12 protein-coding genes are annotated in these 14,744 nt (G+C 51.2%); 1 reads left to right on the top strand and 11 read right to left on the bottom strand.

Translation table 11 applies throughout. The annotated features are described in order from the left end of the window. Positions 1-27 precede the first annotated feature (27 nt). Positions 28-642 carry a flavodoxin family protein gene (locus tag ACZ44I_RS11075; RefSeq protein ID WP_292735370.1) on the top strand — a complete coding sequence of 205 codons (615 nt, stop codon included), beginning with the start codon at positions 28-30 and terminating at the stop codon, positions 640-642. Here the strand turns inward: ACZ44I_RS11075 and ACZ44I_RS11070 are convergent. The 11 genes from ACZ44I_RS11070 to ACZ44I_RS11020 all read right to left on the bottom strand — a co-directional run bounded on the left by ACZ44I_RS11070 (position 623) and on the right by ACZ44I_RS11020 (position 14,700). Beyond that, entirely contained in the window at positions 623-1,594 is a 972-nt protein-coding gene (locus ACZ44I_RS11070) for a hypothetical protein (protein ID WP_292735367.1), read from the bottom strand. The two genes, ACZ44I_RS11075 and ACZ44I_RS11070, sit on opposite strands and share 20 nt — an antisense overlap. Further along, positions 1,591-2,007: a type IV pilin N-terminal domain-containing protein gene (locus ACZ44I_RS11065; RefSeq protein ID WP_460371611.1), complete on the bottom strand. Its 417-nt coding sequence runs from the start codon at positions 2,005-2,007 to the stop codon at positions 1,591-1,593. The genes ACZ44I_RS11070 and ACZ44I_RS11065 overlap by 4 nt, the downstream gene beginning before the upstream one ends. Positions 2,008-2,021: 14 nt before the next feature. Further along, a complete protein-coding gene (locus tag ACZ44I_RS11060; RefSeq protein WP_464549938.1) occupies positions 2,022-3,812 on the bottom strand; it encodes a type II secretion system F family protein in 1,791 nt (596 codons plus the stop codon). After that, positions 3,805-5,517 (bottom strand): type II/IV secretion system ATPase subunit, encoded by a 1,713-nt coding sequence (locus ACZ44I_RS11055; protein WP_292735358.1) that lies wholly within the window; start codon positions 5,515-5,517, stop codon positions 3,805-3,807. Before ACZ44I_RS11055 ends, ACZ44I_RS11060 begins: the two co-directional genes overlap by 8 nt. Positions 5,518-5,864: 347 nt before the next feature. Beyond that, on the bottom strand, positions 5,865-6,590 hold the full coding sequence (locus tag ACZ44I_RS11050; RefSeq protein ID WP_292735355.1) for an ABC transporter permease: 726 nt from the start codon (positions 6,588-6,590) through the stop codon (positions 5,865-5,867). Beyond that, the gene (locus ACZ44I_RS11045; protein ID WP_292735352.1) at positions 6,587-7,543 is read right to left on the bottom strand and encodes an ABC transporter ATP-binding protein; all 957 of its coding nucleotides are present in this window, start codon (positions 7,541-7,543) and stop codon (positions 6,587-6,589) included. Before ACZ44I_RS11045 ends, ACZ44I_RS11050 begins: the two co-directional genes overlap by 4 nt. A gap of 27 nt (positions 7,544-7,570) precedes the next feature. Continuing rightward, positions 7,571-11,245, bottom strand: coding sequence for a cobaltochelatase subunit CobN (locus ACZ44I_RS11040; RefSeq protein ID WP_292735348.1), 3,675 nt, complete (start codon positions 11,243-11,245; stop codon positions 7,571-7,573). Continuing rightward, on the bottom strand, positions 11,242-12,027 hold the full coding sequence (locus ACZ44I_RS11035; protein WP_292735345.1) for an ABC transporter ATP-binding protein: 786 nt from the start codon (positions 12,025-12,027) through the stop codon (positions 11,242-11,244). Before ACZ44I_RS11035 ends, ACZ44I_RS11040 begins: the two co-directional genes overlap by 4 nt. Continuing rightward, positions 12,021-13,061 carry a FecCD family ABC transporter permease gene (locus ACZ44I_RS11030; RefSeq protein ID WP_292735342.1) on the bottom strand — a complete coding sequence of 347 codons (1,041 nt, stop codon included), beginning with the start codon at positions 13,059-13,061 and terminating at the stop codon, positions 12,021-12,023. Before ACZ44I_RS11030 ends, ACZ44I_RS11035 begins: the two co-directional genes overlap by 7 nt. Further along, positions 13,058-14,230 carry an ABC transporter substrate-binding protein gene (locus ACZ44I_RS11025; RefSeq protein WP_464549942.1) on the bottom strand — a complete coding sequence of 391 codons (1,173 nt, stop codon included), beginning with the start codon at positions 14,228-14,230 and terminating at the stop codon, positions 13,058-13,060. The genes ACZ44I_RS11030 and ACZ44I_RS11025 overlap by 4 nt, the downstream gene beginning before the upstream one ends. Then, positions 14,227-14,700 carry a hypothetical protein gene (locus tag ACZ44I_RS11020; protein ID WP_464549944.1) on the bottom strand — a complete coding sequence of 158 codons (474 nt, stop codon included), beginning with the start codon at positions 14,698-14,700 and terminating at the stop codon, positions 14,227-14,229. The genes ACZ44I_RS11025 and ACZ44I_RS11020 overlap by 4 nt, the downstream gene beginning before the upstream one ends. Between the last annotated feature and the right edge of the window lie 44 nt (positions 14,701-14,744).

Here is a 14,744-nt window from a genome sequence, read left to right as displayed (position 1 = left end):
GATAGAGGCTCAGGCGCATTGATGTATATGGCTTTGATCGGTCATCAGGTTCTTGGGATCAGCGGGAGTCCGAGGAACGGCGGCAATTCTGACACTCTTCTTAAATATATCCTGAAAGGAGCTGAACTTGGTGGATATTCCACAGAGGCAGTTCATCTCCGTGACTACCAGTTCTCCTCGTGTACCGGGTGTGAGCGGTGCAGAAAGGATAAGAGCTGTACCGGGCTTCGTGACGGCATGACGCTCCTGTACCCGGATATTCTCTCCTCAGAGGCGCTTGTTCTCGTCTCCCCGACCCATAACTACAATATCACGGCACAGATGAAGGCTTTCATCGACCGGCTCTACTGCTTCTATGATTTTGAAGATACCCGGCCGAGGGCGTGGTCAAGCAGGCTTGCCGGGCAGGGGAGGCGGGCAGTTATTGCCTCGATATGCGAACAGGAGAACCGGGAGGATATGGGATTTGCACTGGACGCCCTCCGGCTCCCACTTCAGGCACTCGGGTATGAGATAGTCGCGGAGGTTGCCGTCCTCTCACTCTTTGACCGGGGTAAGGTGCGGGACTGCCCTGAGGTGCTGGAAGAAGCTGAGGAGGCGGGGAGGAAGCTCTCGTCCCAACTCACCCCGCTGTCACGGTGATATCGATCTCCCGGAGGATTATATCCGGGAGAAGATCCATTTCGGAGGTATCGATTCTCCATATTCTATTCTCATTATTCTCAAAAAGGACTGGAATCCCTGTTTTTGAAATGAAGGCGGATAATGAGTGCCCAAGCGATCTGTTGAGACTTTCCCTGAATGATTCAGGTATACGCTCCTGAGTTGATACCCGGAATTCAAGTCCTGTAGCATTACCAACGATCGTCTCGGATCTCGCTGTTGAAAGGGCTATTTTGGCGTTGGCATTTCCGCTAACAAAATTCTGGCTTCCTTTGGAAAACGATACCCGTTCGATTCGTATCGTTACTTTCTGCGTGAGATTGCCAGTGATTGTACCGTTTTCAAATCGTTCGGGAATGAGCCTTTCATCTGTTTGTATTGTAAGGAGCGAACCCGGGAATCCGGAATCAAGGATTGATTCATTCGCTTCATTCATTGTTGGGTATTGAAGCGGGGTTTCACGACTCCCGGAATGAACGAACATGATTCCCCATCTCCAGTGATACTCCTGATCACGCCAGAAATTTCCAACCGTTGAATAGCTGACGTTAATAAGATGAACCATACTGGTTATGTTGGCATTACCTCCACCGGAGTCCTCGTATTGTATTGATACACCGGCAACAGGATACGATCTGTTCTCATTCATGACATGCAGGGTTCCCCCCGATCGAATCGAGTTCAACATGGTATCACCTCCTCCAAGCTGAACCGTCTCAGAAAAGGAGAGCGGCTGTTTCATTGCTGCTGCTGCTTCGATATGCGAGGAGAACCTGAGAAGTGCCATCTCCACACCGGCGATATGCTCCATCTCTGATCGCTCCTTCATTGCGGGAACGACCGTTACCTGAAATGCCGAGAGGAGTGTGACCACGATTGCGAGGATCAGGATCATGGCAACAACCGGAGCAACCGCGCTATCGTCTCTCATGGCTTCACCCTCCCCGAGAAGATTACCGCACGATGGGTGAATAGGAGCACCTCTTCATCACCAGCAAGCGGTGTGCCAGGTACGATCGTGAGGTTTGCCCCTAGGTCGAAGGTCTGTGTATTCGGCTCCAGAATGAATACATCTCTTCTGAAGAGCTGGTCATGGGTCTGGTTTCGTATCCTGACAGAGAGTTCGCTGACCTGTATCCAGTCGCCCCCTTTATGGTAGAGTGAAACAGAGTCGGATGAGTGTGCCATTATCACCGACACCTGTGGTTCCCGATCTCCTGGAATGAGATTGAAAGCGGAGACTGCCATCACCGATACCAGAATAAGAACAATTGAGAGCATCAGCATCTCCCCTACAACCGGGGAGACGGCCTCGTCATTCTTCACAGAGCGTAACTTCTTCATATTGCGACACCGTCTCATAATCCAACACCCCCGATCACGACAACAAAACAGATCACGGTAATTGCAAGGAAGATCATTGTGTGTTTCAGCCCGGCAAGGGGGTTGTTCACGGATAACTGTCCTGCCATGATGCCGGAGAACCCTCCAAGAAGGATTGCGACCCAGAACATATCATGGATATTGCTGGATGCGTCTATTGTGGCAAGTTCGGCGAAACTCTCAAGAAAAGAGACATTCAGCTGGTATGCAGTATAGAGGAATACGCCAAAGGAGAGGTAGACTATTGCGACATAAGTAAATGCCGAAGTGAACCGCTCCTGTTTCAGTTTCAGGTAATATTCAAAGTCGGAGATGGCTATCATCAGAACCTCCTGAATCCGATCGGTTACTTCGCTTGCCTTGATCACAAGAGATACCGCTCTTTTCACAGAGATAACGCCTATTCTCTGCTCCATCCGTTCAAGAGACGATGAGAGCACTGATCCGCTCTCCAGCTCTTTTGATACCACCTGCAGCTCCGTGCTGAGAACGCCCATCTGCGATCGCGAGATGCGTGCGATTGCGTTCTGGATGGTCATGCCGATATCCTTCATATCCGCAAGCATCCGGAGAAATTCCGGAATCTGCCGTTCAAGCCTCCGGATATAGAGAGCCCGTCCTTCGTATGCCAGGGCGGGTGGAAGAATCCCTGAGATGATGAGGGCACAGATCCCGGTCTGGAATCCATATCCTGGTGCAATCTCGTTGAAATATCCGTCATACAGGAGGTAGCCTACAATAGTGGCAGATATGGATCCGAATATAATGCTCCAGGTGTAGTCTGCAATATACTGCTTTACGGGGTTTTTTAACTTGAGAATTCGTGAGAAACGTGTCCTTTGCGTCCGGACCTTTTTTTTGTATGTCAGAGTTTCTTCAGTCTCCTGCAGAACAGGGTTGTTGATAAAAAATTCCTGTTCTTCAACCCTTCCCTGCTGGATTTCCATTCCTTCCGCTGGAAACAGGATATACAGGATTGCGATCATTGCCAGTGATCCAAGGGGCACTCCGAGATAGATCATCGGCATATAATCTGTTCCCTGCCCCCCGGAGAGCTGCTGGGCAACGATCATGATCATCGCAATAATCGGCCCTGCGACAAAGGCAGTGACATATACTTCTGCAATGATCTCTGTTGTTTTCATATTCTTCTGCATATCCTGCTCAGCCACTTCCCGGTAATAGCGGGCACGGGCGGCAAAGAACTGGGTGATACTTCCCCCGCTTTCTGATAAAAGAATAAGATCGTTGATAAAATCCGCAAAAGAAGCAGACGGGGTCGTATGATAGATATTCCGCATTGCGGTTGTGAGGTCATCACCAAAAACTTCAATATCGCGGATAATCGTACTGCATTCATGGGATACCTCGCCGAAGAGATCTTTTGCCAGCGCAACCTGCCGTATTGTCTCATACAACGTCATCGTCGTCGAGAGTGCCTGCATGTAGGTGATCGCATAGGGCAGATCCTGTTCTATCCGGTTTTTTCTCCCCGAAGCTATCAGAAACGGATAGATGTACGTTCCAATGCATCCGATGGCAATGAAACCAAAAAGGAGAATAGTGCGTGAGATTGAATCCGGAATCATCCCGGCGATTGAGATCCCAAGTCCGAGATAATCAAGGATGATGTTCATTCCTATCCAGGACATTAAAGCCACAATTGCCGTTGCGGCGATATAGAAGAGGTAGGTATTTACCGTGAGCGGGATGCGCCCTCCGCGGAGTGCTTTTGCGAGATCGGCGGTGACGGAATGTTCAGGCATTCTCTCCTCTCCGCACAGCCTTAATTGCTTCACTCACCGAAAGCTGATCGAAGATACTGTTTTCAGCAAGTCTCTCAAGACATTCTTTCCGAACAGCAATTTCTTTCTTAAGCTCCTTTTCTGACCACCCACGCATCATGCGTATTTTGTCTAGAACTAATGATCCTCCATCCTCATGGACAAAAAGGTCTTTTGAGGGATTATACGTGAGTATCGTGTTCCAGGTGATTACGCTGTCCCTGCCCCCGACATGGATTTCATGAACAGAATCACATCTCCTCAATGCCAGCCCTTCGTGGTAGTGAAGGCCCTGGATGACGACCAGTTCGAGGGCTCCGAGCATTGCCGGAGCCACACTGATCGGCTCATTGATCAGGCGGTTGATTGCCTCGTCTACTGTTCCTGCATGGAGGGTTGAGTAGGTGGTATGGCCGGTGTTCATCGCCTGGAAGAGTGTCTGTGCCTCCTGCCCCCGCACTTCCCCGACAAGGATATACTCAGGTCTCTGCCGGAGCGATGCCCTGAGAAGAGAGAAGAGGTTAATATCTCCAAAACCGTCCCGGTTTCCGCTCTCACGGGTTCTCGTGGGGAGCCAGTTCTTGTGTGGGAGCTGTATCTCCCTCGTATCCTCCAGTGAGACGATTTTGGCGTTTTCCGGGATGAAGAAAGAGAGAGCGTTCATCGTCGAGGTCTTTCCGCTTGCCGTTCCGCCGACTATCAGCATGTTCATCCGGTTCTCAATACAGAGCCAGAGGATTGCAAGTGTTTGTGCGGAAAAGGTTCCAAAAGAGAGGAGATGTACCGGGGTCATCGGGTCTTTCCGGAACTTCCTGACGGTAAATGAGCTTCCCTGGGTGGAGATGACATCGCTGTAGCTGATCTGAATCCTGGAGCCGTTTGGGAGCGATGCGTCCACGAGAGGGGTTGAGAGCGAGAGTGATTTGTTGGCCTTCTGGGCCAGTTTCAGGACGAAGCGGTTCAGCTCCTCATGCCCGTATATAAGTTGTGTCGGGATGCTTCCATACCTGCGGTGGAAGATAAATACCGGGTGTACTGCCCCGTTACAGCTGATATCCTCAATAGCTTCGTCATGCATCAGCGGATCAAGACGGCCGTATCCCTGGAATGTCCGCTTCAGCATATACGTCAGTACCTGTTTCCTCTCCCTCACGAGGAGGGGATCGAATTTGAATAAGGCATTTCGAATATCCTTGTCCGAGATATTCATCTCTCCCCGTTTTCCGGGAGACTCATAGAGGATGATATCCCTGAGATAATGGTGTACTTCTTCGAGGAGGATATGTTCGTGGGGCGTAATTGAAGGTTCAATAATATGGTAGGCAATCGCCCACCTCTCCTGCATAATGGCTGCCCATGCATGAGGCGGGGTAAGCCAGTACCGTTCAAGGCATTCCCCGGAAAGGTCCTCAGGGAGATCGGGAAGAGGGGGGATATCGATGATCCCCTCATCGCTTTCCTCCTCCTTTTTAGAAAAGAAACGGTTGGTAAGGTCTCTGATGGATTGAATAGATAGTGAACCCTGTCTGGAACCATTGCCGGCAATACACGCCCCGGCTTGTTCCTTTTTTGTTTTTCGGATAAGGGGCGGGATGATTGAGTATGTGTTTGTCTTCAGGGATGCATCTGGAGCTTCGGTTTCCCGTTCCTCTTGATTTGCTTTTCGTGTTATGAATGGTATATTCATCCCTATCACGCACCCTGCAATGCTCTTAAAACGATTTCGATCAATGATATAGGGTTTTCCATGCAGTTATCATCAGACAATATTCTCCTGTTTCCAGTCTCTGTTAATAGATCGGCTTATGGCTCTATATTTGTATGAAATATTATTTGCTATAAATTAAATAATTTTGCTCAAAGGTTGGTTTCAGCAACCACATATCAACTGTCCCCCCATGAACTCCTCCGTTTGCCGGTAAATTCGATACGCAGGGTCACTCCATTTCTTCTTAAGAAATGGTGTTTTGATCAACTCATTTGTGTTTAATAGTGTACTTTAGTATGACTAAATACTTCCTCAAAAAAAATTAGTTATACTGTTGCCCGCCTGAATGTTATAATACATACAGAGAGAACAACAACCGCACCGATCAGAAGCCCTGCAATCGTTGTTGCCGGGAAAATCCCCTCTTGCAATGCCCGGATTGCATCGATTGCATAGGATACAGGGTTGAGATGCGCAAGGAATGCAAGCCATCCGGGCATCTGATCATAGGGCATCAGGGCGCTGCTTGTGAAGAAGAGCGGCATAGCTATCATAGAGTTGAATGCTGCATAGGAGTCATGATCCTCAAGGCTGAGGGCGACTGTGGTCATGATGGATGAGAGGAGAACGCCGAAGATGAAGAGGATCAGGTATGTTTGCAGGAGGAAGACCGGATTTAGCAGATGGGCTCCGAGTATAAGAGCAATCACCAGTATGACCGTTGTCTGTATCAGTCCTCTCAGGGTTATTGCGAGGATCTTGCCAAAAAGGATGCTCTCTCTTGGCGCAGGCATTGCAAGGAACTTCTGGAGGAACCCGAGGATCTTGTCAAACATCAGGAGCGCTCCACCCTGGAGCGATGCCCCGAGCATCGTCAGGACGAGAATACCGGGGGTGATGAAGTCGAGGTAGTTGTCGGTGAAGCGGATCGGGAGTGCCAAACCGACAAAGATGAGCCATGCGGCGGGCATAACAAGAGAGGTGATGACGTTGATCCTCCCCCGTATCCATCGGCGCAGATCCCTTTCCATATACGTAAATGTGCGTTTCATGCCCGCCTCCTGAGCATCGTCCTGAACCGATGGTGATCAAATGCCATGGTTTCTTCCTGTTCTCCGATGAGTGAGAGGAATACATCGTCAAGGGTTGGCTGGCGTATGACAAACGAATGAATCTTCATTCCGGATTCATTAAGTGCCTGTAAGAGGGGAATTCCTGAATCTTCGCCCGATATCGCCTGGAAACGGAGTTCGTCACCGGTCTTTCCGATGAAGGTTACATCAGGAACAACAGTTCCTTTGTATTCTCCCTCCCCCCGTATCGCTATGATCTCATGGCAGTGGAGTGACTTCAGGGCAGCCGGGGTATCCAGTGCGACAATTTTTCCCTTGTCAATGATCCCGACCCGGCCGCATGCATGATCGGCTTCGTCCATGTAATGTGTTGTCACAAAGACGGTCATCCCACCATTCTTGAGGCTGATGATATGCTCCCAAATCTTCCGCCTCCCTGCTACATCAAGTCCGATCGTCGGCTCATCAAGAAACAATACCTCAGGATCGTGGACAAGGGCCTGCGCAAGTTCAAGCCGCCTCCTCATGCCTCCCGAGTATGTTTTTACCATATCATCGGCACGGGAGGCAAGATCCATCTGGGCGAGCGCCTCGTCTGCGGTTTCACGCGGACGGGGAATACCATAAAGATTTGCGAAAAAGATGACATTTTCCCGCCCGGTCAGCTTCATATCAACTGCCATATCCTGCGGAACATAGCTGATTCGATCACGAACCTTGCTGGGCTGTGCCGTAACGGAGTGTCCGCATACTGTTGCCTCGCCTGAGGTTGGGGTGAGGAGTGTGGTAAGCATCTTGACGGTGGTCGTCTTTCCCGAACCATTTGGACCCAACAGCCCGAATATCTCACGATCTATTGAGAGTGTCATCTCATCGACAGCAACGAGATCATTAAATTTTTTTGTGAGTTCGGATGTTTCGATTATTGCCATAGTAGTAATCATTTCCTCATTCTATTATCACATTTTGTTATTATGCCGGGCGCGTAATTCTCCAACAGTCATAATATCAATTGCACCACCCTGAACAGTTCCATCCCTGCTGTCAAGCCGGTCCTCAAGCCACCCTTCCGTTTCAAGGTATGCCTCCCTCAGGCCTTCAGAGATCTCCGGATCAGGGTTCCAGAGCCCCCTGCTCTCAGCTTCAAGAAGCCTTCTGCCGATCTCTTCGAGTGCAAACGGATTTTCCTCTTTGAAGAAGGCGCGGTTATCGGGATCGAGGACAAAGGTCTTTGCAATCTCGTCAAAGATACGATCATCGACCTCGCCTGTGGATGCTTCCCACCCATATACGGTGCCGACACGTTTTGCAATATCTCCGGCACCTTTGTACCCATGCCGCTTCATGCCCTCGATCCATACAGGGTTGAGGAGTTTGGTGGTGACGACACGCCGGAGTTCTGCTGCAAGAGTCCTGACTTCGACTTTTGATGGTGTCCGGGTGTCTCCGTAATATGCCTCAACATGCCTGCCAGAGAGATGGCGGGCGGCAGCAGTCATTCCGCCGTGAGTTCCGAAGTAGCAGCAGCAGCCGGTGAGGTCATATTCGTCGGTTGCGGTTTTGTTGAAGGTTGCATCGACATGTGAAAGCAGGTTAGAGAATCCATCACGGTTTTCTGTGCCGGAATCACCGTCTCCATATGAGAAGCTGTTCCATTCAAGGAATATCTCAGCCAGATCCTTCTCTTCTTTCCATGCTGAAGCGTACACCGCAAGGTTGACACCATTGCCATAGGTGCCTGGCCTGCTTGAAAAGATCCGCTTTGCGGTTCCACTTTCCTGTGTATGGGCTTTTATAGGGTTATCTTCATCTGTCTCATCAAGCCCGGCAACCATGGCTATGGCCTTGTCAAGGAGCTCGATTGAACAGAAGAAACAGTCTCTGAGGATCCCGCTTGCACGAATCGTCACATCAACCCGTGGCCGGCCCAGCTCAGAAAGCGGAATGATCTCAAATGAGACGACTTTGCTTCCCCGCCAGACTGGTTCAACACCAATAAGATGGAGTATCTGGGCAAACTGTTCGCCATCAGCCCACATGAGATCGGTCGACAACCAGTACATTGCTACAGATTCCGGGTACCGGCCATGTTCATCCATGTATGCTGTTAATAATGCATCAGCCAGTTTTTTCCCAACCATCCAGGCGGCTTTTGTGGGTACAGTCTGTGGATCAAGAGAGTAGAAGTTCCTCCCTGTTGGAAGGATATCCGGTTTTCCGCGAGTGATCAGCCCTGAGGGTCCGGGTGGTATAAACCCTCCGGAGAAGCCGTTTAAGAGGCTGCCTATCTCATCTGAAGATTCGATTCCAGCGTCAATCATGGTGATCAGGTCGATCATTTCTACGAGTTTCTCTTCGGTTCCAGGCAGTGGCGGACGGCCGCATGCTTCAACCACAGCTTCTTCCATCGGGATGTCAGCAAGAATTGATCTGATAAAAGACAGTTCTGCCTCTTCGCGTTCATGAAGAGATCCCGGGTTGTCCGGCAGTATCTCCTCTCCAAAGAGTGCTGAAGTCAGGGCATCATCAAATCGTGCAGCTGCCTGGATGAACTGCACTCTTGCCTCGCCTTCCGGCCGCTCCCCGAAGATATGCATGCCATCAGGTATCCGGGACGAGGCGATCATCCCGAGATGCCGATGAATACGCTCAACAAATGCAGTGAAGTCAGATGTACCCTCCCGGAAGCTCTTTAGGTCTGTCTCCTCTCCAATTCCTCCTTCCTCCACCGAATCGATGATCAGGTGCTCAAGGGTATGGGCACGGGCAGGATCGCTCTCTTGTGCACGGGTATATTCTTCGAGGAGCTTCTCAAGATCCTTGAGTGCTCCATATAATCCGCTTGCCTGCATCACCGTCTGCATATGGTTTACAAGTGTTGCACAGGCACGCCTTTTTGCGATTGTTCCCTCAGGGGGGTTATCTGCATTGTAGATATAGAGGTGTGGGATTGTTCCAATTGCAATATCAGGAAAACACCGGTTCGATGGAGCAGCGGATTTTCCGGGCAGGAACTCAAGGTTTCCATGCGTTCCCACATGGACGATAACATCAGCGCCAAACACCCGTTCAAGCCATCGGTAGGTCGCAAGGTACTGGTGTGTCGGGGGAATCTCCGGATCGTGGAGGATCCTGCATGCCTCACCATCACACCTCGCGCCGGCACATCCCCGCTTTGGCTGGACGCAGACGACCGCATTACCATAGGATACTCCGGTGACAACGATTTTACCATCATGCACCATCGCTGCCGGAACACCGTCCATCTCTTCTCCCGGCGGCTTGCCCCATGACTCTTCCAACCGTTTTTGAACAGATGGTTCGAGTTCGGAGAACCATTCCCGGTACGTCTTTTCATTGACCAGATCAAGAGCACCGCCGCAACGGACGATTGATCCGACCGATGTCCATCGGAAGTCGCTGATCGCCCGCTTTTCCATGATCTGATCAATCAGTTCCTTGCCGCTTGAAGGGGGGTCAACGGTATAGCCCTCTTGTTTCATCACCTGCATGATCCGTGCAACACTCTCAAGTGTGTCCAGATGGGCACCGGCACCAACTGTTGCCTCGACAGAGGAACAGGGTTTGTTGTGGAGGATGAATGCGACCTTCCGTTCTTTCGGTGACTTAGCCTGAAGTTTTAGCCATGCTTCCGCACGTCGGCAGATCCGCTCAATACGATCCGGGATCGGTTCATGCATACCAGTCTCCTCCCCGGAATCTATCTCCGTACCGACAGCGAGCATCTCAATCATCCCCTGCATCTCAGGAAGGGCAATGCTCCAGCCGATCTCCATGGCAGATGGTCCGAGTGCGGAGTCGAGCCATTCCTGCCGCGTCTTATGATAGAGGAGGATTGGGTGCATCACGGGAATATTCAGGTCAGAGAAGATATCCCCTGAAGCTTCACTATTCGAAGAACGGAAGACTGGCTGGAGGTTGACGATGAGTGATACCTCATCACTGAAGATCTCCCTGGCAACTACGGGACCCGGGCGTGCACCGAGATCGACATCCCCACCTGAGAGGCAGAAGATCGGGATGACATCTGCAAATTGCTCAATTCTTCTGATAAGTGCATCGACGATACCGTGATCGCCGTTTGCCCAGTATGTCCGAGAGAAAATAATTCCAACTGACTGGTTATGCCTTCGGGGGTGGTTCGAATAATACGCATTCCGATCCGAAAAAGGCTCCGGGCTATCCGGGTGATAGATGCCTTCCCATGGCATTGGCAGGGGTGTTTCAGGTTCAGCATCTTCTCCTTCTGCGATCTTCCGAAGAAACCGGATCATCCGGCAATAGTTCTCCTCTCCCCCGTGTGTCATGTATGCCGAAACAGCGGCAACAGATCTGATTGGAATCGTTGAGAGGGACCAGAAATCCTGATTATGCCCAAAAGAGACGATTGGGATGTCTGTTCGAAGACGTGGTATCAGGTCGTCCCATGCGGCATCGTGAGATGGATGAAGGAGGATGAGATCGGCATCTTCCTGTGACCGGAGAAACCGATCCTGCACCTTTTGATCGTCTACATTGTGGACACCGGTGATATCAATATGAACGCCTTCACGGCGGGCTGCTGCGTCAAGGAGGGGGATATCCGATCCCCAGACAATAGCTGCTATCTTCATAATGCTCCCCCGACTACTGCACGGAGGGGTGCAACAATCAGACCTGCCTCGGGGTCATGCAGGATTCGTGCATCGACATTATAGACTTCCCGAATACGATCGGGCGTGATTAGTTCCTCGGGTTTTCCGATGGCAACGATTGCTCCGTTCTTCAGCATCATCAGCATGTCGGCATATCTAGCCGCAATGCTGAGATCGTGAACTGCCATTACGACGGTCATCCCGGTTGAGCGGGAGATATCAGATATGGTGGCGAGTGCCTCAAGCTGGTGGTGGATATCAAGGCTGTTAGTCGGCTCGTCAAGGAGGAGAAGTTTTGGGTCCTGTGCAATCGCCCGGGCGATAAGCACCTTCTGCTGCTGGCCCCCTGAGAGGTCATTGTATTCTCGCTCAGCCAGATCTTCAATGCCGAGGAGCCGGATTGCATATTCGATCCTCTCGATGTCAACGTCTCCAAGCCTCCAGCTCATATGTGGGGTTCTCCCCATCATCACAACGTCAAAAACCGTTGCAGCAGCTATCTTCGTCCCATTTTGCGGTACATAGCCGATTGTAGTTGCAAGATCATTCCTGCTCATCTGATGGATATTCTGTTCATTGATGAGGATTGATCCTTCGGGGTGCAGGATTCGATCGATGCACCTGATGAGCGTTGTCTTGCCAGAGCCGTTTGGCCCGACAAGTGCGAGGATTGTGCCGGTTTCCAGCCTGAAAGTTACGTCATAGAGGACGCGGGCACTTCCATATGAAAATTTTACTGTGTCTGTTGCAATAGTTACCAATAATTTCGCCTCCTGCTGAGGAATAAGAATATGAAGAACGGAACTCCGAGGAATGCGGTCATGATCCCAACAGGCAGTATCTGTGGTGCCATGATCGTTCTGCCGATACTGTCTGCTCCAAGAAGAACAAGTGCTCCAACTACCGCAGTGCCTGGCAGGAGGAAGCGGTTGTCACCTCCAAGTATCATCCTGGTGATATGCGGGGCGACAAGCCCGATGAAGCCGATTGTTCCCGTGAAGCAGATCACCCCTGCTGTCAGGAGGGATGCACCGGCCATGCCTCCAATCCGTATATGTTCGACAGGAACCCCGAGACTCTTTGCCGCCTCATCGCCTGCGGCAAGGGTGTTTATACTCCTGGCTGAGAGGAGGAAAAGGGGGAAGAGAGCACCAACCAGTATCGCCACAACCCCCACCGTCTCCCATGTTGATCGTCCAAGGCTTCCGAACATCCAGAAGACGACGGCGTGGACGTCTTCTGTGTCGCCGATGTACTGCAGGAAACTTGTTAGTGCTGAGAAGAGGTACATGATGGCAATTCCTGCCATGATCATTGTTTCAGGGGTAATCCCCCGAAACCGGGCAAGTCCGTACACTGCACCTGCTGCTATGAGGGTGAAGAGGAATGCATTTCCGATGATAAGCGATCCTCCTGCGGCCACACCTGCTCCAAGAACAATGGCAAGTGATGCGCCAAAACTCGCAGCAGAAGCAATACCAAGGGTGAAAGGGCTTGCAAGAGGATTTCTGAGGATCCCCTGCATCATGGCTCCGGCAAGCCCGAGGGCGGCACCGGCGAGAATGCCCATCAGGATGCGGGGAAGCCGGTAGTCCCAGACGATTGTTGAAATATCGGAATTTCCGCCCGGACCTGCGAAAATTGTCTCATAGACCTCTATCACTCCGATCGGGTATGAGCCGAGTGTCGCTGCAATGCCTGTCAGGAGAACCAGGAGGGCAAGAAGCCCCCCGATTATCAGGATACGGATATGTGTCCGCTTTGCATACCCGGTTCGGATGGCGGTGTCGCTCATAGTTCCCTTCCATCAGGGTAATAAAATGTTCCCTGCTCGTGGATCTCTGCTCCGGTGCGGGTGAACCGTTTGAGGTATTCGGCATGGATTTCGGTCGTGTTGATATATTCAAAGAGATCTGGATAGAGCCATTTGGCGACCTGAACGAGGGCTGCGGGCGATCCAGTCCCAAAAGCAAACCCTGATGTGACGATATAGATACGATCGTTCTTCACTGCCTCGATACGCTCGAACCCGGGCGTTCCCATGATCTCTTCATAGAGCTGAATGACTTCATCCCGCTCACCCATTTTATACCCGGCTTTCCCAGACCAGATCAGGATGACATCGGGGTTCTGGTGTATGATCCATTCGTTTTCAACATCGGCATAGCCAGTGACATGGCCTGAAGCGATGTTCACTCCTCCGGCCGCAACAAGGAGATCATGGAGTCCTGTTCCTTCTGAATATGCCCTTCTCCCAAATGATTGCCCGCTCCCCGATTCTGCATAGACACGAACACGTTCGTTATAGGGGATTGAGCCGATCCGATCCTCCACGAGAGCGAGTTTTTCATCATACCATGCGAGGTAGTCGGCACAATTATCCTCTTCATTGAAGATTCTCCCGGTCTTTACCATCTCTTCGCGGAAGACTTCGGCTTTATAATACTCCATCCGGATAACCGGGATCCGGGATGGCAGGTGCCGTTCCAGTTTCTCCGGCTCCGGCCACGTGACATAGGTCAAAATGAGATCGGGGTTGAGTGCCAGAATGGCCTCAATATCCGGTTCAGTCCACTTCCCAACGCTTGGAAGCTGGCTCAGTTCAGGGAATTGCAGTGTATTTGTGTTAATCGTTGAACCCACCCCGACAATCCGGTCATCCCCACCGATAGCGATGATGGACTCTGCGGCATTTGCGTGCATCACCACCACCCGCTCAACAGGGCGGTAGAAGGTGAATTCTGTTCCTGCCGTATCGGTGATCCGGCGGGGATATTCCGGGTAGAGGGCAGCGGCGTTCTGGAGCATCACGAGGCCCGGCCCGCCACCCTGGAGGTGGTCGAGGATGCCGGTTGCCAGGATCTGCCGGGCATCTTCTGAATAGTCATCTGATCCATGGACAGGACAGATGATGATGCCGGTTGCAAGGATGAGGGCGATGAGGATCGAACAAACCCGTTTCATCGTTCTTTCCTCCTGATGAGAATTGCCAGGGACAAGAGCGCTCCGAGCATAGCGACTATTGGTGCCGGGGACTGCTGTGTCCCGATATCTGATTGCGTACCCTCTCTCAGGTCAAGGATGCTCCCTTTAATCTCTGTTTCTCCCTCTCCCCTGATGCGATATGTAATTGATTCCTCGCCGATGATTGCAAAATGGATCGTCGATCCATCAGCCCGGATCTGATCTGAGGGGTGTGTTGATCCAAGGAAGGTGTATCCTGCCGGGAGTTCCTCGGTGATCCCCCCGATCATGCCTGGGGGGAGTACCACCTCCACCGTGATCGTACCATCCGCATCAGTGAGGTGAATGCTCCTCTCTATCGTCCATTGCGGGGGGTTATCGGTTGCTGCTCCCGAGACCGTTCCGTTCAGGGCGATAAAGGTGAAGAAAAAGAGCAGAATGATCAGTATTGTTTTGGGCATACGGGACATGGTGAATAATTGTGATACCAATTCATAAGTATCTTTCTTTTCAT

This window comes from Methanocalculus pumilus (assembly GCF_055382585.1).
Note: the sequence above shows the minus strand (reverse complement) of the source record. Positions and strands in the feature narration are given on the sequence as shown.

Coding starts and splice junctions, on each gene's coding strand:
- ACZ44I_RS11020 (WP_464549944.1), bottom strand. CDS start 14,700: ATGTCCCGTATGCCCAAAACAATACTGATCATTCTGCTCTTTTTCTTC.
- ACZ44I_RS11065 (WP_460371611.1), bottom strand. CDS start 2,007: ATGAAGAAGTTACGCTCTGTGAAGAATGACGAGGCCGTCTCCCCGGTT.
- ACZ44I_RS11075 (WP_292735370.1), top strand. CDS start 28: ATGGCTTTGATCGGTCATCAGGTTCTTGGGATCAGCGGGAGTCCGAGG.
- ACZ44I_RS11025 (WP_464549942.1), bottom strand. CDS start 14,230: ATGAAACGGGTTTGTTCGATCCTCATCGCCCTCATCCTTGCAACCGGC.
- ACZ44I_RS11040 (WP_292735348.1), bottom strand. CDS start 11,245: ATGAAGATAGCAGCTATTGTCTGGGGATCGGATATCCCCCTCCTTGAC.
- ACZ44I_RS11050 (WP_292735355.1), bottom strand. CDS start 6,590: ATGAAACGCACATTTACGTATATGGAAAGGGATCTGCGCCGATGGATA.
- ACZ44I_RS11030 (WP_292735342.1), bottom strand. CDS start 13,061: ATGAGCGACACCGCCATCCGAACCGGGTATGCAAAGCGGACACATATC.
- ACZ44I_RS11060 (WP_464549938.1), bottom strand. CDS start 3,812: ATGCCTGAACATTCCGTCACCGCCGATCTCGCAAAAGCACTCCGCGGA.
- ACZ44I_RS11070 (WP_292735367.1), bottom strand. CDS start 1,594: ATGAGAGACGATAGCGCGGTTGCTCCGGTTGTTGCCATGATCCTGATC.
- ACZ44I_RS11045 (WP_292735352.1), bottom strand. CDS start 7,543: ATGGCAATAATCGAAACATCCGAACTCACAAAAAAATTTAATGATCTC.
- ACZ44I_RS11055 (WP_292735358.1), bottom strand. CDS start 5,517: ATGAATATACCATTCATAACACGAAAAGCAAATCAAGAGGAACGGGAA.